Source organism: Primorskyibacter flagellatus (assembly GCF_048268605.1).
GTDB classification, from domain to species: domain Bacteria; phylum Pseudomonadota; class Alphaproteobacteria; order Rhodobacterales; family Rhodobacteraceae; genus Primorskyibacter; species Primorskyibacter flagellatus.
Window position 1 is genome coordinate 164,489 of sequence record NZ_JBLWVF010000007.1, and the last position, 21,125, is coordinate 185,613.

A 21,125-nucleotide genomic window follows, 5' to 3' on the forward strand; every position below is an offset into this window, starting at 1 on the left:
AAAATCACGGCGTTAATTCATTTCTGGCAATATACGAATGAATTTTAGTTTGACAAGATAATATTCTGGTAATACCAGATGAAGCAAGAGGAGAGACCAGTGGACACTGATGCTGATGATATCCATGCGCCCCGACGCACGCCGGACCTGATCGCCGATACGCTGATCGGCGAGATCCGGGGCGGGGTGTTCGCGCCCGAGGCACCTCTGCCGACAGAGCGCGACCTGTGCGAGCGGTTCTCTGCCTCGCGGCCCACGGTGCGCGAGGCGCTGGCCCAGATGCAGATGCGCGGCTATCTCACCGCCGGGGCGGGCAAGCGGCCCCGCGCGACACTTCCCTCCATCGCGACGGTGCTGCGGGGAACCGGCGATCTGATCCGTGAGGTGCTGGGCGATGCCGAAAGCGGCGCGCATCTTGAGCAGATGCGCCAGTTCATCGAAACCGGTGCCGCACGCGAGGCTGCAAAGCGCGCCGATAATATCCAGCTGGCCAAGTTGCAGGCCGCGCTTGAGAAGAACTTCGAAGCTGTCGGCACGGCCGATTTTGCACCGACCGACATCGCGTTCCATCGTGCCCTTGTCTCGGTTGTCGGCAACCCGGTGATCCTGACGCTGCACGACATGTTCGTCAGCACGATGATCGCGCATCGCCCGCCGACGCCTAATCCATTGCGCTATGATCGGATTGCCTATGACGAACATCGCGAGATCTATCAGGCGGTTCTGGATGGCGATGTCGTCACCGCGACCGATGTGATGGATCGACATCTGACCCGGTCCTATCGGGCGCGCCTCAAGGCACCGCAGCTGTCGCCGGAAGCCGGCGGACGCACCACACACTGACAACCGGCGGACCTGTTCGCCATTCATCGAACATCAAGGAGGATATGATGAAACTCAAGACCACTCTTCTCGCCTGTGCGGCGACCCTGGCGCTGGCCGCTCCGGCCATGGCTGAACGTGAGCTGACCTTTGGTCTGCAAGACAACGAAGCCTCGAACGTCTACAAGGGGGCGCAGGAATTCGCGTCCAATCTGGAGGAAGTCTCGGGCGGTGAGCTGACCGTGAACCTGTTCCCGTCCTCGACGCTTGGCGACTTCAAGGCGATGGTCGCGCAGCTTCAGGCGGGCGAGCTGGATATGGTCATCACCGGCTATCCCGACATGAGCTATATCATCCCCGAGCTGAACCTGATCGGCGCGCCTTATGTTGCCGACGATTTTGCCCATCTCAAAGACATCATCGCCGGTGACTGGGGTCAGGAAATGTCGGCGAAGTTCGAGGAAAAGGGCGTCCATCTTCTGGATGTCTGGTATTACGGCACCCGCCAGACCACATCGAACCGCGCCATCGAATCCATCGACGATATGGCGGGTCTGCGTCTGCGCACGCCCAACGTGCCCTTCCTGATCGCCTACGCGGAAAATGTCGGCGCAACGCCTGCTCCGGTCGCGTTCGCCGAGGTTTACCTGGCGCTTCAGACCAATCAGGTCGATGCCGAAGAGAACCCGCTGCCCACAATCGAGGCGATGAAATTCTACGAGGTTCAAAGCCATGTCGCGATGACCAACCACTTCGTCGCCTCGGCGGCGGTGCAGATCTCCGATGATCTGTGGGACAGTCTGAGCGATGACGAAAAGGGCTGGATCACCGAAGCCGTTGCGGCCGGTGGCGAGTTGAACAACAGCCTGACACAGCAGGCCGAGGAAGACTTGATCGCCACCTTTGAAGAGCGCGGCTTGACCATCACCCGCCCCGATCTGGCTCCGTTCCGCAATGCGATGCAGCCCTACTACGACACGCTCGAAGAGCAGTTCGGTGAAGGTGCCATCGCCCGCGTACGCGGCGAATAAGCAATCTTTCTGCGGGCGTTGCGGCGCCCGCAGAAATCATCTGTCCGGAGGGGGCTAGGCCGTTGAAATATCCGCGCAAATACAGCATCGAGGGCATCGTCGCATCGGTGATCTTCATCGTTCTGATCGGTGTCGTGCTGATCCAGGTCTTTGGCCGCACGCCGCTGTTTCGCGGCCCGGTCTGGACGGAGGAGGCCGCGCGATGGCTTTGGGTCTGGATGGCCTTCATCGGCATTGCCGAGGTCGAGCGTCAGGACGGTCAGCTCAAGATGGCCTTTCTGGCGGAACTGCTGCCCGCCGGTGCGCGCCGCATTCTCTATACCGTGATCGACCTCGTTTATCTGGGTATTGTCGGGCATCTGACCTGGATCGGCTACAAGACCGTTCTGCGGACCTGGGACAACGTCACCGTCACCCTGCCGACAACCGACGCGGTGCTTTACGCTTCCGGCCTTGTCGCCGCCATCCTGATATTCCACCGGATCGTGCGCCGCCTGCTGGGCCGCCGCGATGTTTCTGTCACGCGGGAGCCCACGCTATGATCCTTGCCACCGTCGGTATTCTTTGGCTGATCTTCGTGCTGATCGGTGTGCCCATCGGGATCGCCATGATCTTCGTGTCGATGGGATATTTCTATTACACCGGCATGGGCATCAGCTTTGCCATGCAGCGGATGACGGATGGGCTCAACAGCTTTCCGCTGCTTGCCGTGCCGCTGTTCATTCTGGCGGCGGGTGTGCTGAACTCTGCCGGGATCACCAATCACCTGTTTGGTTTCGCGCGCAGCCTTGTCGGCCATGTCACCGGGGGGCTGGGGCATGTCAACGTTTTGGCGTCGCTGTTCTTCTCCGGCATGTCTGGCTCGGCCTTGGCTGACGCCGGCGGTCTGGGCAAGATGGAGATCGAGGCGATGCGCGACGCGGGCTATGACGATGACTTTGCCGGTGCCGTGACCGCCGCCTCGTCGATGATCGGCCCGCTGGTGCCGCCGTCTATCACCATGGTTTTGTACGGCGTCATCGCCAACGTCTCTATCGGCAAGCTGTTTCTGGGCGGCATCGTTCCGGGGGTCATGTGCGCCGTGGCGCTGATGGTCATGGTCTGGTTCATCGCCCGCAAGCGCGACTACCCGCGCGATCCGCGCAGCTCTGCGGGGCAAATCGGCACGCTGTTCGTGAAATCGCTGCCTGCGCTGATGACCCCGGTGGTCATCGTCGGTGGCATCTTCTCGGGGCTGTTCTCGCCGACCGAAGCGGCGGCGATCACCGTGCTTTACGCGGTCATGATCGACCTGATTTTTTACCGCGAACTGACCTTCCGCAAGCTGTGGGACTCGATCTACGACACCACGGTCACGTCGGCCTCGATTGCGACGATCGTGGCGGGTGTCGGATTGCTCAGCTTCATCATGGCACGCGAGCAGGCGCCGCAGCAGATCGCCACCTTCTTTCTGTCCATTGCAGACAGTCCGGTCACCTTCCTGATCGCGGTCAACCTGATGATCTTCTTTCTGGGCTGTTTCATCGAGGCGCTGGTGATCCTGCTGGTGGTCGTGCCCATTCTGGTGCCGGTTGCCATGGGCTTTGGCATCGATCCTGTGCATTTCGGCATCATCACCGTGCTGAACCTGATGATCTCGATCCTGACGCCGCCGATGGGTATGGCGCTGTTCGTGGTGGCCCAGGTCGGGGGCATTCCCTATCAGCGGTTGGCAAAGGCGATCCTGCCCTGGCTGATCCCGCCCTTCGTGGTGCTGATCCTGGTCTGCGCCTTCCCGATCCTGTCAACCGGCCTTCCGAGCCTGATGGACTGATGAACATGACTGTACTTGAAACCTTGCGCGGCGGTCTTGTCGTGTCCTGTCAGCCGGTCGATGACGGGCCGCTGGATCACCCCGAGATTGTCGCCGCGATGGCCGCCGCGGCCGTGGCGGGGGGCGCGGCCGGTCTGCGGATCGAGGGCGCGGAAAACCTTGCTGCGGTGCGCCCGCGCGTGTCGGTGCCGGTCATCGGGATCCTCAAGCGCGACCTTGACGACAGCCCGGTGCGGATCACGCCTTATTTAGCCGATGTGCAAGCGCTGGCAGAGGCCGGGGCCGACATCATCGCCTATGACGCCACCGACCGGCCCCGCCCGGAAACGACGGCTGCGATCCTTGCCGCGATCCATGCGGCGGGAAAGCTGGCGATGGCCGATTGCTCCAACCTTGAAGATGGCAAGCGGGCGCTGAAGGAAGGTGCCGCGATCCTCGGCACCACACTGTCGGGCTACACCGAGCAGACCGCTGGCCGAAGCGAGGGCGTGGACTATGACCTGATCCGCGCCTTTCACGATCTGGGCGCTTTCGTCATGGCCGAGGGCCGGGTCAACACGCCCGAGCTTGCGGGCAGCGCGATGGCTGCGGGGGCGGATGCGGTCACGGTCGGCACGGCCCTGACGCGGCTGGAACATGTCACCGGCTGGTTCCATGATGCGGTTGCACAGGCTGTCGCACGGACTGTCGAGACGCAGTAATGCAGAACATGCCGCGCAACACCCTGACAGGATTTGCCGCCGATCTGGGCGGCACAAAGATCGCCGCCGCGCGGATCGAGCAAGGCGTCGTGGCCGAACGCCTGATCGCGCCGACCGATGCCGCCGCCGATCCCGATGCGCAGATCGCGGCGATCCGGACCCTGCTGGACAGGCTTGGCCACGCAAGCGGCGCGCCTCTGGGCGTCGCCGTTGCCGGGCGGGTCGACAGGGCGGGGGCGTGGCACGCCGTCAATCGCGGCACGCTGCCTGCCATCCTCGGCTTTGGGCTGGAACAGACGCTGGTGCGTGATCTGGGGGCAGCGACATGCCTGAACGACGCCGCCGCCGCCGCCCTGGCCGAAGGCCTGTTCGGCGCGGGAAGCAGCAGCGACAGCTTTGCCTATCTCACCGTGTCCACCGGTGTCGGCGGCGGGCTGGTCATCGCGAACCGTCTGATTGCCAGTGAGAACGGGTTGGCCGGGCATGTCGGCTTTGTCTCCAGCCGTCACGCCAGCGGGCCCTGCGGCAGCGGTCGCATGGCAACCGTTGAAAGCATCGCGGGCGGGCGCGGTATCGCCGCTGCCGCTGCGGCTGCCGGTCACGCCGATAGGGACGCGCGCGCGGTGTTTGCCGCCGCGGCCAACGGGCAGGACTGGGCCGACCGGATCATCGCAACCTCGGCCAGCGCCGTGGCGACCCTGATCGGCGATCTTACAGCCATTCTGGGACTCGACACCGTGTCGATGGGCGGCAGCATCGGGCTGGCACCGGGATATATCGACCGCGCCCGTGCCGCGCTGGCCGAAGAACCTGCGCTGTTCCGCCCGCGCCTTGTGCCCGCAACGCTTGGCCATGACGCGCCGCTGATCGGCGCGTTGGCGGCACATCTGAGAAAGGAAAACCCATGAAGGTCCTGATCCTTCCCGACGAACAGGCGGCCATGCAGCGTGCCGCAGATATTGTGGCACGCACCGTGACCGCGACACCCGATGCCGTTCTGGGGCTGGCAACCGGCGGCACCATGCTGCCGCTCTACGAGGCGCTTGCGCAGCGCCACCGCGAGGACGGGCTTTCGTTTACAAAAACGACCAGCTTCAACCTCGACGAATATATCGGTCTGGCACCGGATCATCCCTGCTCTTATCACAGCTATATGCAGGAGGCGTTCTTCCGCCATGTCGATATCGACCCGGCGCGCGCCCATCTGCCGAAAGGCGATGCCCCCGATCCGCAGGCGGCCTCGCTTGAATACGAGGCGTTGATCGCGGCTGCGGGCGGCATTGATCTGCAACTTCTGGGGATCGGGCAAAACGGACATATCGGCTTTAACGAGCCGACCGCCAGCCTTGGATCGCGCACGCGGGTCAAGACCCTGACGACAAGCACCCGTCGCGCCAACCAGCGCTATTTTGCATCCTTCGAAGACACGCCGCGCTACGCCATAACCATGGGCGTCGCCACCATCCTCGCCTCCAGGGCCTGTGTGCTGCTCGCCACCGGAGATGCCAAGGCCGACGCCGTCATGCGCATGGTCGAGGGGCCGCTGAGCGCCGCTTGCCCGGCCTCGGCGTTGCAGCTTCACGCCTCCGCGACGGTCATACTCGACAAAGCGGCGGCAGGGGCGCTGACCTTCACGGATTATTATGAAAATGTGCATCCGGGAGGACGCGACAGTGCCTTCGACTGAGCCGGAACATCCGCAACGCGTCTTCGCGCATCAGCTTTATGACGGGATCTGCGCCGATCTGCGCCCCGACCAGATCATCGAGATGGCCAACGGGCGGATCACCGCTGTCCGGGCCGCGACCGCACGCGATGCGCAGGACCGGACCGCCGTCGAGTTCGATCTGGTCGCACCCGGCTTCATCGACCTTCAGATCAACGGGGCAGGGGACACGCAGTTCAACTTTGACCCAAGCCCCGAGGCTCTACGGCGGATCGCGGCCGGGGCACGGCAGGGCGGCACCGCCTATATCCTGCCCACGTTTATAACCGCAGCGGGGCGCGATTATGCCCGCGCGATCAGCGCCGTGCAGGAGGCCATCGCCCAGGGCGTGCCCGGCATAATCGGGCTGCATCTTGAAGGTCCGTTCCTGTCACATGCGCGCCCCGGTATCCACGATCCGCGCGCGATCCGCGCCATGGATGCCGAGGATCTTGACCGGCTGACCGCCGCGCAAAACGGCACGCTGCTGTTGACCGTTGCGCCCGAAAACCTGCCCTCGGGCGCCTTGTCGCGCCTGACCGCAGCCGGTATCCGCGTCTTTGCCGGGCATAGCGAGGCCAGTGCCGACCAGATCGCGCAGGCCGAGGCCCAAGGACTTGTCGGCGTCACGCATCTGTTCAACGCAATGTCGCAGATGACCGGGCGCGAACCGGGGGTGGTGGGGGCCACGCTGGCCTCGCAAGGTTTGTTTGCCGGGATCATCGCGGATGGGCATCATGTCGACTGGCGCAACGTCGCGACCGCAGCGCGGTTGATGCCGGACCGGCTGTGCCTGGTGACCGACGCGATGTTGACCCTGGCCGGCCAGTTGACCGGGTTCGAACTTCACGGCGAAGAAATCGAATTGCGCGGCACGCGATTGACAAACAAAACCGGCCGTTTGGCCGGCGCGCATGTCAGCATGATCGACAGCGTGCGGAACATGATGGATCACGCGGGGCTTAGCCTGCTCGATGCTTTGAGGATGGCGACAGCCAACCCAGCCCGCGCATTGGGCAGGGCCGGGGAGATCGGGACAGTGCAACCGGGCGCGCGTGCGACACTCACCTGCCTGACACAAAGCTTGGACGTGGCCGCGGGTATGACCGATGGTCTGTTGCTGGATTTCGACAACGGCTGATCCCGAGGTTGACGCCAAATGTCTATGCGCGCGGATTGACAAACCGGTGCCGGAACGCGATCTTTTGGGCGGCGCGCCCGGCAAAACAGGTTTGTTTCCGGAGGCGCGTCAATGGCATGGTGCAATCATCGGCAGAGCGTCCCCGGGGCAAGCTGATCTGCTTGGTATTGACCGCGATAATCTGTCTTGCAGACCGTGCCCGCTCCGTGGACATGACTTGACGCTGATGCGGTGGATTGACCAACCGCACATAGAAGCTCCGTCAGCGCACCGCGGAATGATGAACCGTCTGCTTTCAGCAAAAAGCTTCACAGCCGGACGTCTGCGTGTCGCGACCTGCATGGAAATGCACCGGTGTCGGTGCGCTCTATCGCTAGCCGGAATTAAGCGCATGATACAGGCTACATGAACCGGTGCCCTCTGGTGTCGAACCTCGGATCAAACGGGACGGCGGTTGGAGGTCGTGGCCTGAAGCAGGCACTATCAATCACTCTTTAGGCACATCACAGCAGGGGGCGCAGGCTTGCTCAAGATGCGCGGTGACCTCACCCCCTACAAATGGATATCTGGACTTTGGACGTCATAGTCAGGTCGCTTCATCCTCAATCAGGTCCATCAGAGGCCGGGACTGCACAACCGGCAAGAATTTAGAGGGTTGCGAGCCGTGAGTAAGCCGTGTTAAGCGCCCGTCACGGAGCGGTGGCCGAGTGGTCGAAGGCGCACGCCTGGAAAGTGTGTAGGCGGGAGACCGTCTCCAGGGTTCGAATCCCTGTCGCTCCGCCACCCCACCATTTTGAACGATTTGCATGGGTCGCCTTGGGCGGCCTTTTTGCTTTGTTCCGTTAGGGTTGCGCGCTTACTGCTTTTCGTTGGATTTCTTTCGATACCGCCCGTATGCTTTCCTTGAGTGGTATGGAGTGTGGTATTTATCGACATGGCCCTGACTGGAAAGCTGACAAAGAAGCTGGTGGAGAATCTCGGGCCGGGACGACATGGCGACGGGTCGGGCCTGTATCTGGTGGTGGACCCGTCCGGCGCGCGGCGCTGGATCGTGCGTGTCGTGGTCAAAGGTCAAAAGAACAAGAAGGGCGCGCCGTTGCGGACAGACTTCGGCTTGGGCGGCGCTGACATCGTCACGCTGAACCAAGCGCGCGACCGGGCGCTGGAATATCGGCGCATGGCCAAGCAAGGCCTCAACCCGCGTTTCAATGCCAAACGCGAGGTGCCGAGTTTCGAGGAATTTGCCAAACAGGTGCATATCGACCGGATGCCGACTTGGAAGAACGCCAAGCATGGCCAGCAATGGATCAACACCCTGCGCGACTACGCCTTCCCCAAGATCGGGCGGATGCCGATTGACAGCATTGGCCAGCCCGAAGTGATGATGTGTCTTGCGCCGATCTGGACCGAAAAGCACGAAACCGCGAAACGTCTGGCGCAACGGATCAAGACCGTGCTGGACGTGGCGCGTTCCAAGGGCTTCCGATCTGGTGAGAACCCCGTGACCGCGATCAAGGACGCCCAAGCTCTGCCCAAAGTAAAAGCCAAGGTGAAACACCATAATGCAATGCGTTGGCAGGACGTGCCTGCTTTCTACGCTGACCTGAAAACCCGCGACGCGATGGCGGCGAGGGCGTTGATGTTCACCTGCCTGACCGGATCAAGGACAGGCGAGGCGCTGGGCCTGCGGTGGGAAGAAATCGACTTTGACGCGCGGCTTTGGACCTGTCCCGCGATCCGCATGAAGACGGGCGAGGATCACCGGGTGCCACTGACCGATGAAATGCTAGCAATCATCGAGCCGTTGAAGGCGATGCAATCTGAATATGTGTTTGAAGGTCAGAAGCGGCACAAACCGTTGTCGAATATGTCGATGCTGATGCTGTTGCGACGGATGCAGGTCGAAGGCGTCACGGTACATGGTTTTAGGTCAACATTCCGGGATTGGGCGTCCGAAGTGGCCAATGTGCCTCGTGAGGTTGCTGAAATGAGCCTTGCGCATACGGTCGGATCTAATGTCGAGCGAGCATATGCGCGGTCTGATCTCCTGGAAAAGCGACGTGCGCTTATGGATCGCTGGTCTGAATATGTGTCGGCAAGCCATGGGAATATTGTTGACCTGGTCGCGGGTGCTGGCAAATGAAGTGCCGAAAGGCTGTGATTGTTACGCCTTCTGTGAAGTTCCCAATTGAAAGCAATGGAGCAAAACCTGTTGAACGTTCAAAAGGTCTAAGTAGAGTAACCTTATGAAACAAGACCCCACCCTGAATGAACAGCTGAACAAGGTCGTCGAGCCCTTTCGAACGGGTGGCGGGTGGGGCCTTGGCTCTGATTATTTTACGGCTTTCGACACGACGAAACCTAACTTTCACGATAGTAAGGCCGAGTTTCTGGAGGAAAAACAGCTTGTTCAAGACGGATTGAATAACGCCGATCAACTGATCCGCTTTTTGCTGTCTGCGGTAGGACGCGAGGATGAGCGTAACGATACTGCCGAACGGATTTGTAATATAGCGGCGCGTCAAAGCCGGTTGCGACTGAAGGATCTTCCCATCAGTGGCGTTAGCGACTTAGTGAGAAAAAATGCGTCCGAGGTTGGCCTTCCAATCACCTCCGCGTTTGTTCTCTTGGATCTGCGCACTGAGTTCCATAAAAGATTACAAGAGCTTGAAGATCAGGAGCGGGAATATTGGAGCGGAAGCTCACGCCCTCCTAATCACTATGCACGAACCATCGCACTGCGGTTTGCGCGATTTATTGCGGGCGAAAGTGGGCAGAAGCCAACCATTGGAACGTCACGTGACGGGGATCACCCGTCAACTGATTACGGGCGCGCGCTTGAGGAAGTATTTCGGATTCTAGGCATCCGTGCCAACTTCAAGCGGGCTGGCATGTGGGCAATCGACCAGTTGACCGGTGAAGACCTACAGCCCAGAAAAAACATGCTTGGTGGATTATTTGGACTGTCATCCGATGACGACGGTGGTTGGCAAAGTCATGACGATAGTGCGTCCAATAAACACCCAAAAGGTGTGAAACGATAGATCTTTCGTCACCTTGAATGCGGCACTTCTTCCCTTGTTTTCAATAGCATCAAACCTGCTTCAGAATCCTCGGTAGCAATTGAAGAGGGCTGAACAATGGCAAGCTTATTTGAAAACAACCGCAACTACGTGCTTGGCGACAACGAACTGAACCTGATCGGTGATCGCGATAAGTTGGCCCAGTGGCGTCACAAGGGCATGGGGCCAGCATTCTACAAGCTGGGCCGCAAGATCATTTACCGGGGCGCTGATCTGAACGCATGGGCTGAGACAAACCGGGTCGATCCAGCGAAGGCGGGGCGAGACTAATGGCCAAGCGTGTTTCGGCGCGCAGGGTCAAGATACATCGCCAATACACCTATGACAGCGCCGCGGATGCGGTGGGCGTCACGCCCCACACGGTCCGGGCATGGCGACCGGCGGGGCTTGCGGTGCTGGACAGCCAAAAGCCGCACCTGATCCTTGGCCGTGAACTCAAGCGTTTCCTCGAAAGTCGGCTGCCAAAGACGTCCCGCAAGCTAGCACCGGATGAGTTCTATTGCATGTCGTGCCGCGCCCCGCGTGCACCCTATGGAGACATGGCGGACTATGAACCTTTCAACCCCGCGCGGGGCAGGCTGATGGCGTTGTGCGGGGTCTGTGAGACACCTTGCAACAAGTTCGTCTCGCTCAAGATGCGCGATGAACTGGCGCAGTTCCTGGCCATCGCCACACGCCATAGCTGCTGACCCTAAGAGAACCCCACAACCCTAGCGTAAAACACCACTTCCGGCGGGCCGCTGAATCCGGCGGAAATGACAGGAAAAACAAGGGTCAAAGAAAGGATCGGACCATGGCGAACTATATCGAGGAAAACGAGCGTATCAAACACGACTACGCCACCTATCTGCGCCACGCCAAAGGTCAGGACGAGAAGTCTATCGATAAGGTGATGGCCGCAATCCGGCAGTTCGAGGACAGCACGAAAACCAAGGCGTTCAAGAAATTCCATCGTCAGCAGGCAGCGGATTTCAAGGCCTACCTGGCTAGGCAAAAGAACGCAAAGACCGGCAAGCCGCTGGCCTTTTCGACGGTCGATGCCACCTTGCGGCTGGTCAAAGGGTTCTTTCACTGGTTGGTCAGCCGTCCAGGGTTCAAGCGGGTGCTGACCTATCCGGACGTCGAGTATTTCAACAACACGCTCAAGGCGGGCAGGGTAGCACATACCCAACGTGAAATCCCCTATCCGTCCATGCAGCAGGCCGCCCATGCGTTTCAGGCGATGCCGTTCGAGACGGAGTTCGATAAACGCGACAAGGCGCTGTTCGCGTTTTTCATGCTGACCGGCGCGCGCGATGGCGCGGTGGCGTCGCTGAAGCTGAAACACGTCAACGTTGATCTGGGCCATGTGTTTCAGGATGCGCGCGAGGTGAATACCAAGGGCGCGAAAACCATCATGTGCCAGTTCTTCCCGGTCGATCCCGCCTATCGCGCGTGCTTCACGGAATGGGTGAGGTTTCTGCGGGATGACAAACTGTTCGGGCCAGACGACGCGCTGTTTCCCAAGGCCAAGACGGGCTATGTGCCGGGACAAGGGCTTTGCAATTTGGGTCTGGCGCGCGAAGGCTATGCCAATGCGTCGCCGCTCAACGCGATCATTCGGGGCGCTTTTGCCAATGTCCAACTCCCTCAGTTCACGCCGCACGCCTTCCGCAAGACACTGACCAAATACGGGGATGAAATCAGCACGACGATGGAGCAACGCAAGGCATGGTCGATGAACCTCGGCCACGAGAGCCTTGCTGTTACGGTCAATTCCTATCTGCCTGTCACGGTAGAACGCCAAATGGAGTTGATCCGGGGCATGGCTGACCGAGATTAGTCGCCGCAAGTTTTTCAGGGTGTCGCGGGATGCAAGGGATGCTGAAACTGGGCAATGCGCCACTTGCCCAAAGGTGAGGTTGATGAGAGGTTGTCAATAAATCTCCAAGGGGCAGAAATTGTACGAAAACGCATTCAACAAGATCGAGCGGGAACTTCGCAACGAGGAAGGCATCGCCAACGAACTCGACTATGTGGAACAGACGTCATGGGTCCTGTTCCTTAAATACCTTTATGATCTCGAAACAGAACGTCAGGACCGGGCTGAGCTGGATGGCGACGACTACGCGCCGATAATCGACGGGGCGTTTCGCTGGGACAAATGGGCTGCACCAAAGAAGGATGGGGAGTTTGATCACAACACTGCTCGCATCGGTGATGACCTGATCAAATTCGTCGATCAGGATCTGTTCCCCCATCTCGCCGCCTTCCGTCAATCCGCTACCAACCCGGACACGATCCAGTACAAGATCGGCGAGGTATTCAACGAGCTGCGCAACAAGTTTCGGTCGGGCTATATTCTGCGCGACGTGCTGGAAGCGGTGGATGGCCTGTCCTTCAACACCCAGGCCGAACGGCATGAACTGTCGCAACTCTACGAAACCCGTATTCGCCGCATGGGCAACGCGGGACGCAACGGGGGCGAATACTACACGCCGCGCCCGCTGATCCGCGCCATGATCAAGGTGACCGCCCCCAAGATCGGCGAGACGATCTATGACGGAGCTGTCGGCTCTGCGGGCTTCCTCTGCGAGGCCTACGACTACATGCGCACCGACAAACTCTCTGCGTCGGACTTCGAGATCCTGCAAACAAAAACCTTTTACGGCCAAGAAAAGAAGGGCCTCGCTTACATCATCGGGATCATGAACATGGTCCTGCACGGAATCGAGGCCCCGAACCTGATCCACTCCAACACGCTCAATGAAAACGTTATGGATATTCAGGAGAAGGACCGCCACGACATCATCCTCGCCAATCCCCCCTTTGGCGGCGGCGAGCGCCGCGAGGTGCAGCAAAACTTCCCGATCCGCACCGGCGAGACCGCCTATCTGTTCCTGCAACACTTCATCCGCAAGCTGAAGGCACCGGGCCGCGCCGCCGTGGTGATCAAGAACACCTTTCTCAGCAACACCGACAATGCCAGCGTTGCCCTGCGCCGCGAATTGCTGGAGGCGGCGGAACTGCACACCATCCTCGATTGCCCGCAAGGCACGTTTCAGGGCGCGGGCGTCAAGACCGTGGTGCTGTTCTTCGAGAAAGGCGCGCCGACGCGCGACATCTGGTACTATCAGCTCGATCCGGGGCGCAACATGGGCAAGACCAACCCGCTGAACGACGATGATCTGGCGGAGTTTGTAGAGTTACAGCGCACCCGCCCCAACGGACCAAAAAGCTGGATCGTCAACCGTTCCGATCTGGACGAGGACACGTTTGATTTGTCGGTCAAGAACCCTAACACGCCCGAGGCCGAGGCGCTGCGCAGCCCCGAAGACATCATCGCCGACATGCTGGCACGGGATGCCGAGACGGCGGACATTCTGGAGAATATCCGGGGGATGCTGTGAAGGCGGGGTGGAAGACTGGAGCGCTTGCGTCGATCTCGGAGGTTTTCACCGACGGGAATTGGATTGAATCTAAGGATCAAACAACCGATGGTATCCGACTTGTCCAGACAGGAAACGTAGGCGAAGGCGTCTTCAAAGATCGCCGGGATAAAGCACGTTGGATAGACGAGGACACATTTGCGCGACTGAATTGCTTTGAGGTCCTGCCGGGCGATTGCCTGATTTCGCGCCTCCCCGATCCAGTCGGACGAGCGTGCTTGATACCGGATACTGGCGATAAGATGATTACGGCAGTCGATTGCTCAATTGTTCGTCCAGACGAAACCAAGATTGATCCGCGGCTCTTGGTATATTTCACTCAGTCGCGAGAATATCTTCGCGATGTAGACGAGCGATGCTCTGGGACAACTAGACGACGCATTAGCCGGAAAAACCTTGGCAAGGTTCCCATCCCCCTCCCGCCACTCAAAGAACAACAGCGGATTGTTGCGGTTCTGGACGAGGCCTTCGAGGGTCTGGCCCGCGCCCGCGCTCACGCCGAAGCCAACCTCCAAAACGCGCGGGAGTTGTTCGAGAGCTACCTTGCGAATGTGTTTGGTGAAGGGGATTGGCAGGAGAAGACACTTGACCAGATTTCCGAGAACTTGGACCGCGTGCGCGTTCCGATAACCAAGTCAAAGCGCGTCGCGGGTGACATCCCGTACTACGGCGCATCGGGTGTCGTCGACCACGTCGCCGACTATCTGTTTGATGAGGACCTCCTGTTAATTTCAGAAGATGGTGCGAACCTCCTTGCGCGCACTTACCCGATTGCCTTTTCGATTAGCGGCAAATCCTGGGTTAACAACCATGCACATGTGTTGAGATTTGACGACCCTGACACCCAAGAATTTGTTCGACTGTACCTGAATTCGATCTCACTAGAGCCATACGTTAGTGGTATGGCTCAGCCAAAGCTGAACCAAAAACAGTTGAACCGTATTCCAATCCCTTTCCCTGATAATGATATGAGAACGGAAATTGTTAGCAGGGCTCATGCGATCTCAGAAGAGACGCAAAGGTTGGAAAGAAATTTCGAAGCGATGTTGCAAGACCTCGACGACCTCCACCAATCCCTTTTGCAGAAAGCCTTCGCGGGCAAATTAACATGATGGATGCGCCAATTCCATGAGGACCGTTCAATGAGACCATTTTTCGTAAAACTTTTTTCAACCCCAAGTCGGCACCTTCCGGGCGTGATTTCCCTGTTTTTCACGTTTCTTTTGTTTCTGTCTGTCTCGGGATACTTCATCGAAGAGAAGAGCGCACTCGACAAGCTGTTCGCAACCGGGACTGGTTTCTTCGCCGGTATGGTCGGCGGTGGCGTGCTCGGTTGGGTGATAGGGGGATTTGGCGTTGTCGCAATGGGCACCGGGGTCGGCGTCGGCGCTTTGGGCGCAATCGCTATCGGTGCAACCGTTGGTGCATTATTTGGCGGCCTGACTGGAGCGTCTTTCTCCTTTGTTCAAATGCTTCGTAACCCCAGCGATTTTGATGTGAACTGGCTTGGACTAGTCTTGGCGTTGCTTGTGTCGGCTATCGTGTTTTTCTGCTTCAAACTGGCCTTGCTGAAGGTTCCAACCCTCTTGCGTCGTGGCTCGGGAAAGAACCCTAAATTGATTTCCCATGAGCGTTAATGACGAAACCGATACCCGCGCCAAGCACATATATCCCGTCCTTGCGGCGGCGAGTTGTAGCCAGAACGGTTCAAAGAGGTTTTATCTACTAGCATGACCTGGGCGACCAATCACGATGCCAGCCTTGATGCCCTGCACCTCGTTCAGGGTAGTTTGAAGGTCGAATTGATGATGGTGCCGCGTAGCGCTTTCGTTACATGCACACCGGACGAGACTGCCCTTCAAGTGCAGGCGCGCAACCAACTTAAATTCAGCTATTTTCCTGTCACCAACGAGGATAATCGCGTCATAGGTCTTTACCACGCTGAACGCTGGTTCACCGAAGACGCCCCGGACACACCAATCTCCAACGATTTCGCCCCCCTCTCTGAAGAGATCGTGATTGGTGCCGACGCGAGCATCTTTGACTTCGTCATGCAGGCAGATACTTACCCGACGAATCTCGTTGTATCGGGCAACCAGATCGCAGGGCTGGTCAGTCTTTCGGACCTTCAGACGTTACCTGTCCGGGCATCGCTGTTCGCCCTGATTACCAGCTTGGAAATGGCAATGGCACTGGCGATTCAGAAACGTTTTCCGCAATCCGAAGGCTGGATGTCATTGCTCAGTGAGGGCAGACGACAAAAACTCATCAATGGGATAGCGGAGGCCAAGGCGCAAGACGGGTTCGTCAGCGAGATCGCCTTCACACAGTTGAGCGACAAGGCGGACATCATTCGAAAGGCCCAGTTATTGTCACCTAACTGCGGTGAAGTGAAGGAACGCTTTAAGACGATCCGAGACTTGCGTGACAACTTAGCCCACGCCAACACTTATGCTGTGACGTCTGAGGCTGCGAAACTCGTCTGCAAAGCCGTGCGCGTGATCTATGAAACAAAGGCGGAATTGGTGGAAATAATTGAAAAGTGATCAGTTGAGCGTATGAGCATCGATAATGAAACCGAAGCCGACACCCGCGCCGAGCGTATAGACCCCGTCCTTGCGGCGGCGGGCTGGGGGCAGAACGGCTCCAAGGTCAAACGTGAAGATCCCATCACCGTTGGGCGCATCCAATCTGGCGGCACACGCGGGCGCAGTCTCTCTGCCGACTACGTCTTGTACTACAAAGGTCAGAAGCTTGCCGTGCTGGAGGCCAAGAAGGCCCGACGCAGCCAGCGAGAGGCCGTCGCACAGGCAAAGAATTATGCCACCTTGCTGGGTTCGCGCTATGCCTATGCCTCGAACGGTCTGAACTGGTATCAGATCGACATGGCCAACGGTGACGAAGGCGACATTGACTTGCCCTTCCCATCGCCCGATGAACTTTGGGAGCGCACCTTTGCCACCCACAGTGCCTGGCGCGAGCGGTTCGGGGCCGTGGAGTTCGAAACGGACGGCGGCAAGTGGGAACTGCGCTATTACCAGCACAAAGCCGTCAATGCTGCGCTGGAAGCCTTGGCCAAAGGCGACCGCCGCGTCCTGCTGACGCTGGCGACTGGTACCGGCAAGACCTCCATCGCCTTCCAGATCGCGTGGAAGCTGTTCCAAGCCAAATGGAACCTGACGGGCGAACCCACACGCCGTCCGCGCATCCTGTTCCTCGCCGACCGCAATATCCTCGCCGATCAGGCGTATAACGCGTTCAGCGCTTTTCCAAATGATGCCGTCACCCGGATCGACCCCGACACGATCCGCAAGAACGGCGGCAAACCCCCGAAGAATGCCAGTCTGTTCTTCACCATCTTCCAGACCTTCATGACCGGCGATGGCGAGCCCGTTTACACGCAATACCCGCCCGACTTCTTCGACTTCATCGTGATCGACGAATGTCACCGTGGCGGTGCGAAGGACGAAAGCGAATGGCGGCGCTTGCTGGAGTATTTCGAGCCAGCCGCTCAGCTTGGTCTGACGGCCACGCCCAAGCGCAAGCATAACGCCGATACTTACGCCTATTTTGGTGAGCCTGCCTACACCTACGCGCTGCGTGACGGGATCGAAGACGGCTTCCTAACACCGTTCAAAGTGCGCCAAATGGCCAGCACCATCGATGAATACGTCTATGACGGCAGCGACGATGTGATTGCCGGTGAGTTGGAAACCGGCGAGACATTCACCGAGGGCGATTTCAACACGCGGATCATCATTCAAGAGCGCGAATTGAGCCGCGTGAAAGAATTCATGGGCAAGATGGATCAGCGCCAGAAGACACTGGTGTTTTGCGCAACGCAAGACCATGCGGCGCTGATCCGTGACCTGATCAATCAGGTGAAGGACGGGACCAACCCGAACTACTGCCACCGCGTGACTGCCGATGATGGGGCAATAGGCGAACAGCATTTGCGGGACTTCCAAGACAACGAAAAGACCATCCCGACGATCCTGACGACCTCGCAGAAGTTGTCTACCGGCGTTGACGCCCGCAATGTCCGCCACATCGTGCTGATGCGCCCGATCCGTTCCATGATCGAATTTAAGCAGATCATCGGTCGCGGGACGCGAACCTATGAAGGCAAGGATTTCTTCACGATCTGGGATTTCGTCAAGGCGCATGAGAACTTCAACGATCCCGAATGGGATGGCGAGCCGCTTGATCCCGAGCCACCTAGCGGAACTCGCACGGTTACAAGTGAGCCTCCAGCTGGCCCAGAGGGCGAACCACCCGAAGGTGGAGACAATCCCGAGCCCCCCAAAGATAAGATCATCGTGAAGCTGTCAGACGGAAGCATTCGCAGGATCAAGTACATTGCATCGACGACATACTGGAGCCCCGAAGGAAAACCGATTTCCGCCCAAGAATTCTTGGAGCGGCTGTTCGGCGACCTGACCGGCATCGTTACAGACGAAGATCAGCTTCGCGCCGTTTGGAGCGATCCTGACAATCGTGAGCGCTTCTTGGAACAGCTCTCGGATCGTGGCTATGATCGTGACCGCCTCGATGACATCCGGCGGCTGGTCGATGCGCCTGACAGCGACCTATTTGACGTGTTGAGTTATGTCTTGTTTACCAACTCGCCCAAGACCCGGCATGATCGTGCAGATAGTGTCAGGAACGGAAGCCTCGTAGAGGCCGATGTCGACATGAAGGAGCTACTTCTCGCCATTCTGGGTGCCTATGAGACCCGTGGGGAAAGTGAACTTGCGACGAAGAAGCTTGGTTTATTCCTAACAGCACGGTTTGGCAGCGTTAGCGAAGGGAAGGCACGCCTCGGTGGGATTTCAGAGGTCAGGAGTGCATTTCGAAAGATGCAAAAAGACTTATACTCTAGCTGATCAACGTCGACTAACGATCCTACTGGGGTATTTAATGTGGTATAGATGAAAGTCTGTAATTATAATCACATTTGTTTCAGTATCTTGATGGAATAGTGCGGAAGACTGTCGCTCCGCCACTTGACCTAGAGAAACGTTTCTCCCCATCCGGCTGCGGCCGGATTTTTCCGTTATATTCAGAGGTTATGCGGGAGGTGTTTAGCACTGGGTCGGGCGCTAGGGTGGCCGGGAGCGTTCTCTACGGCCGATATTCTCCGGACCTCATGACTGCGGGGTTTTGGCGAATAGGTTGCAAGGCACTGAAAAGATGGATAAAAAATTGTGGCTCAGGACGTTTTCGATCTCGGTCTCTTGTGTTGAAAGGCGACTGGGATCGAACGACTTTGGGGCACCGTGCAAAGTGCGCTCGGAGGCACCTAAATCATTGGTGTGGCTAGTCTTCCTGTTCGATGAGCGCTGATAACCTTGCAACGAAATAGGCGTTAACTAATTCGATTGCCTCGCGGACAGGAAATTGGAAATGCTCGTCGAGATCGTCACCAGAGATCGCGAGTGGCTGCGGTAGCGACAGAAGGCCGTAGTAGAAGATGACGTGAGCATTGCTCGTATCCGACAAAAGCCCAATCCCGCGGCCATAGTCGGTAAGAAGCATCTGGGTACGTACGAGCTCTTCGTGGATATGTCGCCGCTTGCCGCCGTCGTATGAGCCGTTGCCGCGTTTGATGTTGTAGGCGTTTAGGGAGCGACATGCCTCGTCGAATACGAGGATGTCGACGCGCACGGAGCGTTCACGATCTCCGTATGGAAGTTGCACTTGCAACAGGGAATCTAGCCTCTCTGCGATGCGGACCTCGCGGAGTGTGTCATGTGAAAGCTTGAAGTCGTCCTCTGTCCAAACGCGCAATCTGGCGCAGTCCCTAAGCCGCTCAAGCAGGGCCCTTTGAAGGATGGCGCCATGTCTCTTGTATGCTGAGCTGACAATCGAGGTCGCACGGGAGTACTTCCTACCTGCGATGGGATCTTCCCGGAAGCGGGTTGCACCTAGCCTGTCGATCGTCTCGTCTACTGTCGGCCGCATGCGCTCGAGGTAGTCTTCGAGTTCCGAAGTCGAGGGAACTGGCGTACCTACAGTCAAGTCTTCTTCCTTCGCTTGTGTTCAACCTGAGGCCTCCATATCGTACGGAGATATTGAAAGAATATCCTGAAGTTAATAGGGAATCAGTGTAATGGCGAGCATCGATGCGAACGATCCGCGTCCAGCGAGCGAATTCAATCTCGAGCCCGATCCGCGCGTCTTGCCGATGCTCGGCGAGATCAATATCGATCAGTGGCGCTGCGTCGCGGAACTCGTCGACAACGCAGTTGACGGCTTTTTGAAAGAAGGACGTGCTGGAAACTCGGTCGCTGGTGCGAAGGTCGATGTCCACTTGCCGCAAGCGGACTCATCTGGTGCAACACTTCGGATCATCGATAATGGTCCCGGCATGACGCCAGATATGCTGGAGCGCGCCGTACGCGCCGGGTGGTCAGGCAATAATCCAATCGATAGCCTTGGGCTGTTTGGCATGGGATTTAACATAGCCACGGCTCGTCTTGGTTCGGTCACCGAAGTTTGGACTACGCGGAAGGGTGAGCGTGAGTGGCACGGGCTCCTGATTGATTTCGACAAGTTGCGTCTGCAGCGTCACTTTCGGACGCCGCGTTTGTCGCGCGCAAAGGCCGATCCCGATCAACATGGTACCGAGATTACGATCAAGCAACTCAAGCCAGAGCAGAGAAAATGGCTCGCAAAAAACGCGAATCAAACGGCAATACGCAAACGGCTGTCGCAAGCTTACTCTTCGATGCTTCGGCCGAACGGAATACCAATCAGTTTTGAGCTCTATGTGAACCACAAGCGCGTCGAGGCGCGACGTCACTGCCTGTGGAATGAAGATCGGGTTGTTCCCGGGCCTAGTGGAACAAATATTCCGGCAGTTATGAGCATCAATCATGAACTTGCAGCCCGATTGTACTGCATCAATTGCATGAGTTGGCTCGTAGATGCCGAAGTGGGCGGAACATGTCCGAATTGCGAGACTGCGAAGTCTGTAGTCGAGCGTAAACGCAAGGTTACGGGGTGGCTGGGAATTCAGAGGTATCTCGACCAGTCCGAGTTCGGTATCGATTTTGTTCGCAATGGGCGAAAAATTGAGATTGGGAACAAGGATCTTTTTTCCTGGAGCGATGGGGAAAATGAAGAGCGGGAGTACCCGATTGATGATCAGCGAAACCGAGGTCGCATAGTTGGTGAGGTCCACATTGATCATTGCCGTGTCAGCTATGCTAAGGATCGTTTTGATCGTGCTGACCCGACATGGGATGAAATGTATAGAGTCATCCGAGGAGTATCCGTCTTGGTCAAGCCATGCTTTCTGTCCATTTTCGTTGATCGCGCAGTAAGGCATTTGCGAGGACCAGCAGTTTGCGCATGACTGCTGTAATGGCGACTTTCTTTTCCTTCCCGACGGCGATG

19 protein-coding genes, 1 tRNA gene and 2 pseudogenes are annotated in these 21,125 nt (G+C 58.2%); 20 read left to right on the forward strand and 2 right to left on the reverse strand.

What is annotated here, in order from left to right:
* Nucleotides 1-99: 99 nt before the first annotated feature.
* The 19 genes from ACN0WV_RS10395 to hsdR all read left to right on the forward strand — a co-directional run bounded on the left by ACN0WV_RS10395 (nt 100) and on the right by hsdR (nt 18,610).
* Nucleotides 100-843, forward strand: a complete 744-nt coding sequence (locus ACN0WV_RS10395; RefSeq protein ID WP_417605551.1) for an FCD domain-containing protein — start codon at nt 100-102, stop codon at nt 841-843.
* Between the two features lie 47 nt (nt 844-890).
* Nucleotides 891-1,853, forward strand: a complete 963-nt coding sequence (locus ACN0WV_RS10400; RefSeq protein WP_417605553.1) for a DctP family TRAP transporter solute-binding subunit — start codon at nt 891-893, stop codon at nt 1,851-1,853.
* A gap of 62 nt (nt 1,854-1,915) precedes the next feature.
* Nucleotides 1,916-2,395 (forward strand): TRAP transporter small permease, encoded by a 480-nt coding sequence (locus ACN0WV_RS10405; RefSeq protein WP_417605555.1) that lies wholly within the window; start codon nt 1,916-1,918, stop codon nt 2,393-2,395.
* Nucleotides 2,392-3,666, forward strand: a complete 1,275-nt coding sequence (locus ACN0WV_RS10410) for a TRAP transporter large permease (protein WP_417605557.1) — start codon at nt 2,392-2,394, stop codon at nt 3,664-3,666. Before ACN0WV_RS10405 ends, ACN0WV_RS10410 begins: the two co-directional genes overlap by 4 nt.
* Before the next feature lie 5 nt (nt 3,667-3,671).
* A complete protein-coding gene (locus ACN0WV_RS10415) occupies nt 3,672-4,367 on the forward strand; it encodes an N-acetylmannosamine-6-phosphate 2-epimerase (RefSeq protein ID WP_417605559.1) in 696 nt (231 codons plus the stop codon).
* The gene (locus tag ACN0WV_RS10420; protein WP_417605561.1) at nt 4,367-5,275 is read left to right on the forward strand and encodes an ROK family protein; all 909 of its coding nucleotides are present in this window, start codon (nt 4,367-4,369) and stop codon (nt 5,273-5,275) included. The genes ACN0WV_RS10415 and ACN0WV_RS10420 overlap by 1 nt, the downstream gene beginning before the upstream one ends.
* Nucleotides 5,272-6,054 (forward strand): glucosamine-6-phosphate deaminase, encoded by a 783-nt coding sequence (gene nagB / locus ACN0WV_RS10425; protein WP_417605563.1) that lies wholly within the window; start codon nt 5,272-5,274, stop codon nt 6,052-6,054. Before ACN0WV_RS10420 ends, nagB begins: the two co-directional genes overlap by 4 nt.
* Nucleotides 6,041-7,213, forward strand: a complete 1,173-nt coding sequence (gene nagA / locus ACN0WV_RS10430; RefSeq protein WP_417605565.1) for an N-acetylglucosamine-6-phosphate deacetylase — start codon at nt 6,041-6,043, stop codon at nt 7,211-7,213. Before nagB ends, nagA begins: the two co-directional genes overlap by 14 nt.
* Nucleotides 7,214-7,906: 693 nt before the next feature.
* Nucleotides 7,907-7,996: transfer RNA gene (locus ACN0WV_RS10435), tRNA-Ser, on the forward strand.
* A gap of 151 nt (nt 7,997-8,147) precedes the next feature.
* The gene (locus ACN0WV_RS10440; RefSeq protein WP_417605567.1) at nt 8,148-9,356 is read left to right on the forward strand and encodes a tyrosine-type recombinase/integrase; all 1,209 of its coding nucleotides are present in this window, start codon (nt 8,148-8,150) and stop codon (nt 9,354-9,356) included.
* Nucleotides 9,357-9,459: 103 nt separating this feature from the next.
* Nucleotides 9,460-10,257 (forward strand): hypothetical protein, encoded by a 798-nt coding sequence (locus ACN0WV_RS10445; RefSeq protein WP_417605569.1) that lies wholly within the window; start codon nt 9,460-9,462, stop codon nt 10,255-10,257.
* Nucleotides 10,258-10,353: 96 nt separating this feature from the next.
* Nucleotides 10,354-10,566 (forward strand): MerR family transcriptional regulator, encoded by a 213-nt coding sequence (locus tag ACN0WV_RS10450; RefSeq protein ID WP_417605570.1) that lies wholly within the window; start codon nt 10,354-10,356, stop codon nt 10,564-10,566.
* Nucleotides 10,566-10,985 carry a DNA-binding protein gene (locus ACN0WV_RS10455; protein ID WP_417605572.1) on the forward strand — a complete coding sequence of 140 codons (420 nt, stop codon included), beginning with the start codon at nt 10,566-10,568 and terminating at the stop codon, nt 10,983-10,985. The genes ACN0WV_RS10450 and ACN0WV_RS10455 overlap by 1 nt, the downstream gene beginning before the upstream one ends.
* A 104-nt stretch (nt 10,986-11,089) precedes the next feature.
* Entirely contained in the window at nt 11,090-12,118 is a 1,029-nt protein-coding gene (locus ACN0WV_RS10460; protein WP_417605574.1) for a tyrosine-type recombinase/integrase, read from the forward strand.
* Nucleotides 12,119-12,236: 118 nt separating this feature from the next.
* Nucleotides 12,237-13,685 (forward strand): class I SAM-dependent DNA methyltransferase, encoded by a 1,449-nt coding sequence (locus tag ACN0WV_RS10465; RefSeq protein WP_417605576.1) that lies wholly within the window; start codon nt 12,237-12,239, stop codon nt 13,683-13,685.
* Nucleotides 13,682-14,836 (forward strand): restriction endonuclease subunit S, encoded by a 1,155-nt coding sequence (locus tag ACN0WV_RS10470; protein ID WP_417605578.1) that lies wholly within the window; start codon nt 13,682-13,684, stop codon nt 14,834-14,836. Before ACN0WV_RS10465 ends, ACN0WV_RS10470 begins: the two co-directional genes overlap by 4 nt.
* A 30-nt stretch (nt 14,837-14,866) precedes the next feature.
* On the forward strand, nt 14,867-15,361 hold the full coding sequence (locus tag ACN0WV_RS10475; protein ID WP_417605580.1) for a hypothetical protein: 495 nt from the start codon (nt 14,867-14,869) through the stop codon (nt 15,359-15,361).
* A gap of 93 nt (nt 15,362-15,454) precedes the next feature.
* Nucleotides 15,455-16,270 (forward strand): CBS domain-containing protein, encoded by an 816-nt coding sequence (locus tag ACN0WV_RS10480; protein ID WP_417605582.1) that lies wholly within the window; start codon nt 15,455-15,457, stop codon nt 16,268-16,270.
* Between the two features lie 12 nt (nt 16,271-16,282).
* Nucleotides 16,283-18,610 (forward strand): EcoAI/FtnUII family type I restriction enzme subunit R, encoded by a 2,328-nt coding sequence (hsdR, locus tag ACN0WV_RS10485; protein ID WP_417605584.1) that lies wholly within the window; start codon nt 16,283-16,285, stop codon nt 18,608-18,610.
* A gap of 433 nt (nt 18,611-19,043) precedes the next feature.
* On the opposite strand, the gene ACN0WV_RS10490 is transcribed toward hsdR, so the two are convergent.
* A complete protein-coding gene (locus tag ACN0WV_RS10490; RefSeq protein ID WP_417605586.1) occupies nt 19,044-19,745 on the reverse strand; it encodes a hypothetical protein in 702 nt (233 codons plus the stop codon).
* A 166-nt stretch (nt 19,746-19,911) separates the two neighbouring features.
* Between ACN0WV_RS10490 and ACN0WV_RS19515 the strand changes: the two are divergent.
* A pseudogene (locus ACN0WV_RS19515) lies at nt 19,912-20,340 on the forward strand (ATP-binding protein); the annotation flags it as partial.
* Between the two features lie 670 nt (nt 20,341-21,010).
* On the opposite strand, the pseudogene ACN0WV_RS19520 reads toward ACN0WV_RS19515, so the two are convergent.
* Nucleotides 21,011-21,125: pseudogene (locus ACN0WV_RS19520) on the reverse strand (IS110 family transposase); the annotation flags it as partial.

Coding starts and splice junctions, on each gene's coding strand:
- ACN0WV_RS10455 (WP_417605572.1), top strand. CDS start 10,566: ATGGCCAAGCGTGTTTCGGCGCGCAGGGTCAAGATACATCGCCAATAC.
- ACN0WV_RS10480 (WP_417605582.1), top strand. CDS start 15,455: ATGACCTGGGCGACCAATCACGATGCCAGCCTTGATGCCCTGCACCTC.
- ACN0WV_RS10445 (WP_417605569.1), top strand. CDS start 9,460: ATGAAACAAGACCCCACCCTGAATGAACAGCTGAACAAGGTCGTCGAG.
- ACN0WV_RS10420 (WP_417605561.1), top strand. CDS start 4,367: ATGCAGAACATGCCGCGCAACACCCTGACAGGATTTGCCGCCGATCTG.
- ACN0WV_RS10410 (WP_417605557.1), top strand. CDS start 2,392: ATGATCCTTGCCACCGTCGGTATTCTTTGGCTGATCTTCGTGCTGATC.
- nagB (WP_417605563.1), top strand. CDS start 5,272: ATGAAGGTCCTGATCCTTCCCGACGAACAGGCGGCCATGCAGCGTGCC.
- ACN0WV_RS10460 (WP_417605574.1), top strand. CDS start 11,090: ATGGCGAACTATATCGAGGAAAACGAGCGTATCAAACACGACTACGCC.
- ACN0WV_RS10450 (WP_417605570.1), top strand. CDS start 10,354: ATGGCAAGCTTATTTGAAAACAACCGCAACTACGTGCTTGGCGACAAC.
- ACN0WV_RS10415 (WP_417605559.1), top strand. CDS start 3,672: ATGACTGTACTTGAAACCTTGCGCGGCGGTCTTGTCGTGTCCTGTCAG.
- ACN0WV_RS10475 (WP_417605580.1), top strand. CDS start 14,867: ATGAGACCATTTTTCGTAAAACTTTTTTCAACCCCAAGTCGGCACCTT.
- ACN0WV_RS10440 (WP_417605567.1), top strand. CDS start 8,148: ATGGCCCTGACTGGAAAGCTGACAAAGAAGCTGGTGGAGAATCTCGGG.
- ACN0WV_RS10400 (WP_417605553.1), top strand. CDS start 891: ATGAAACTCAAGACCACTCTTCTCGCCTGTGCGGCGACCCTGGCGCTG.
- hsdR (WP_417605584.1), top strand. CDS start 16,283: ATGAGCATCGATAATGAAACCGAAGCCGACACCCGCGCCGAGCGTATA.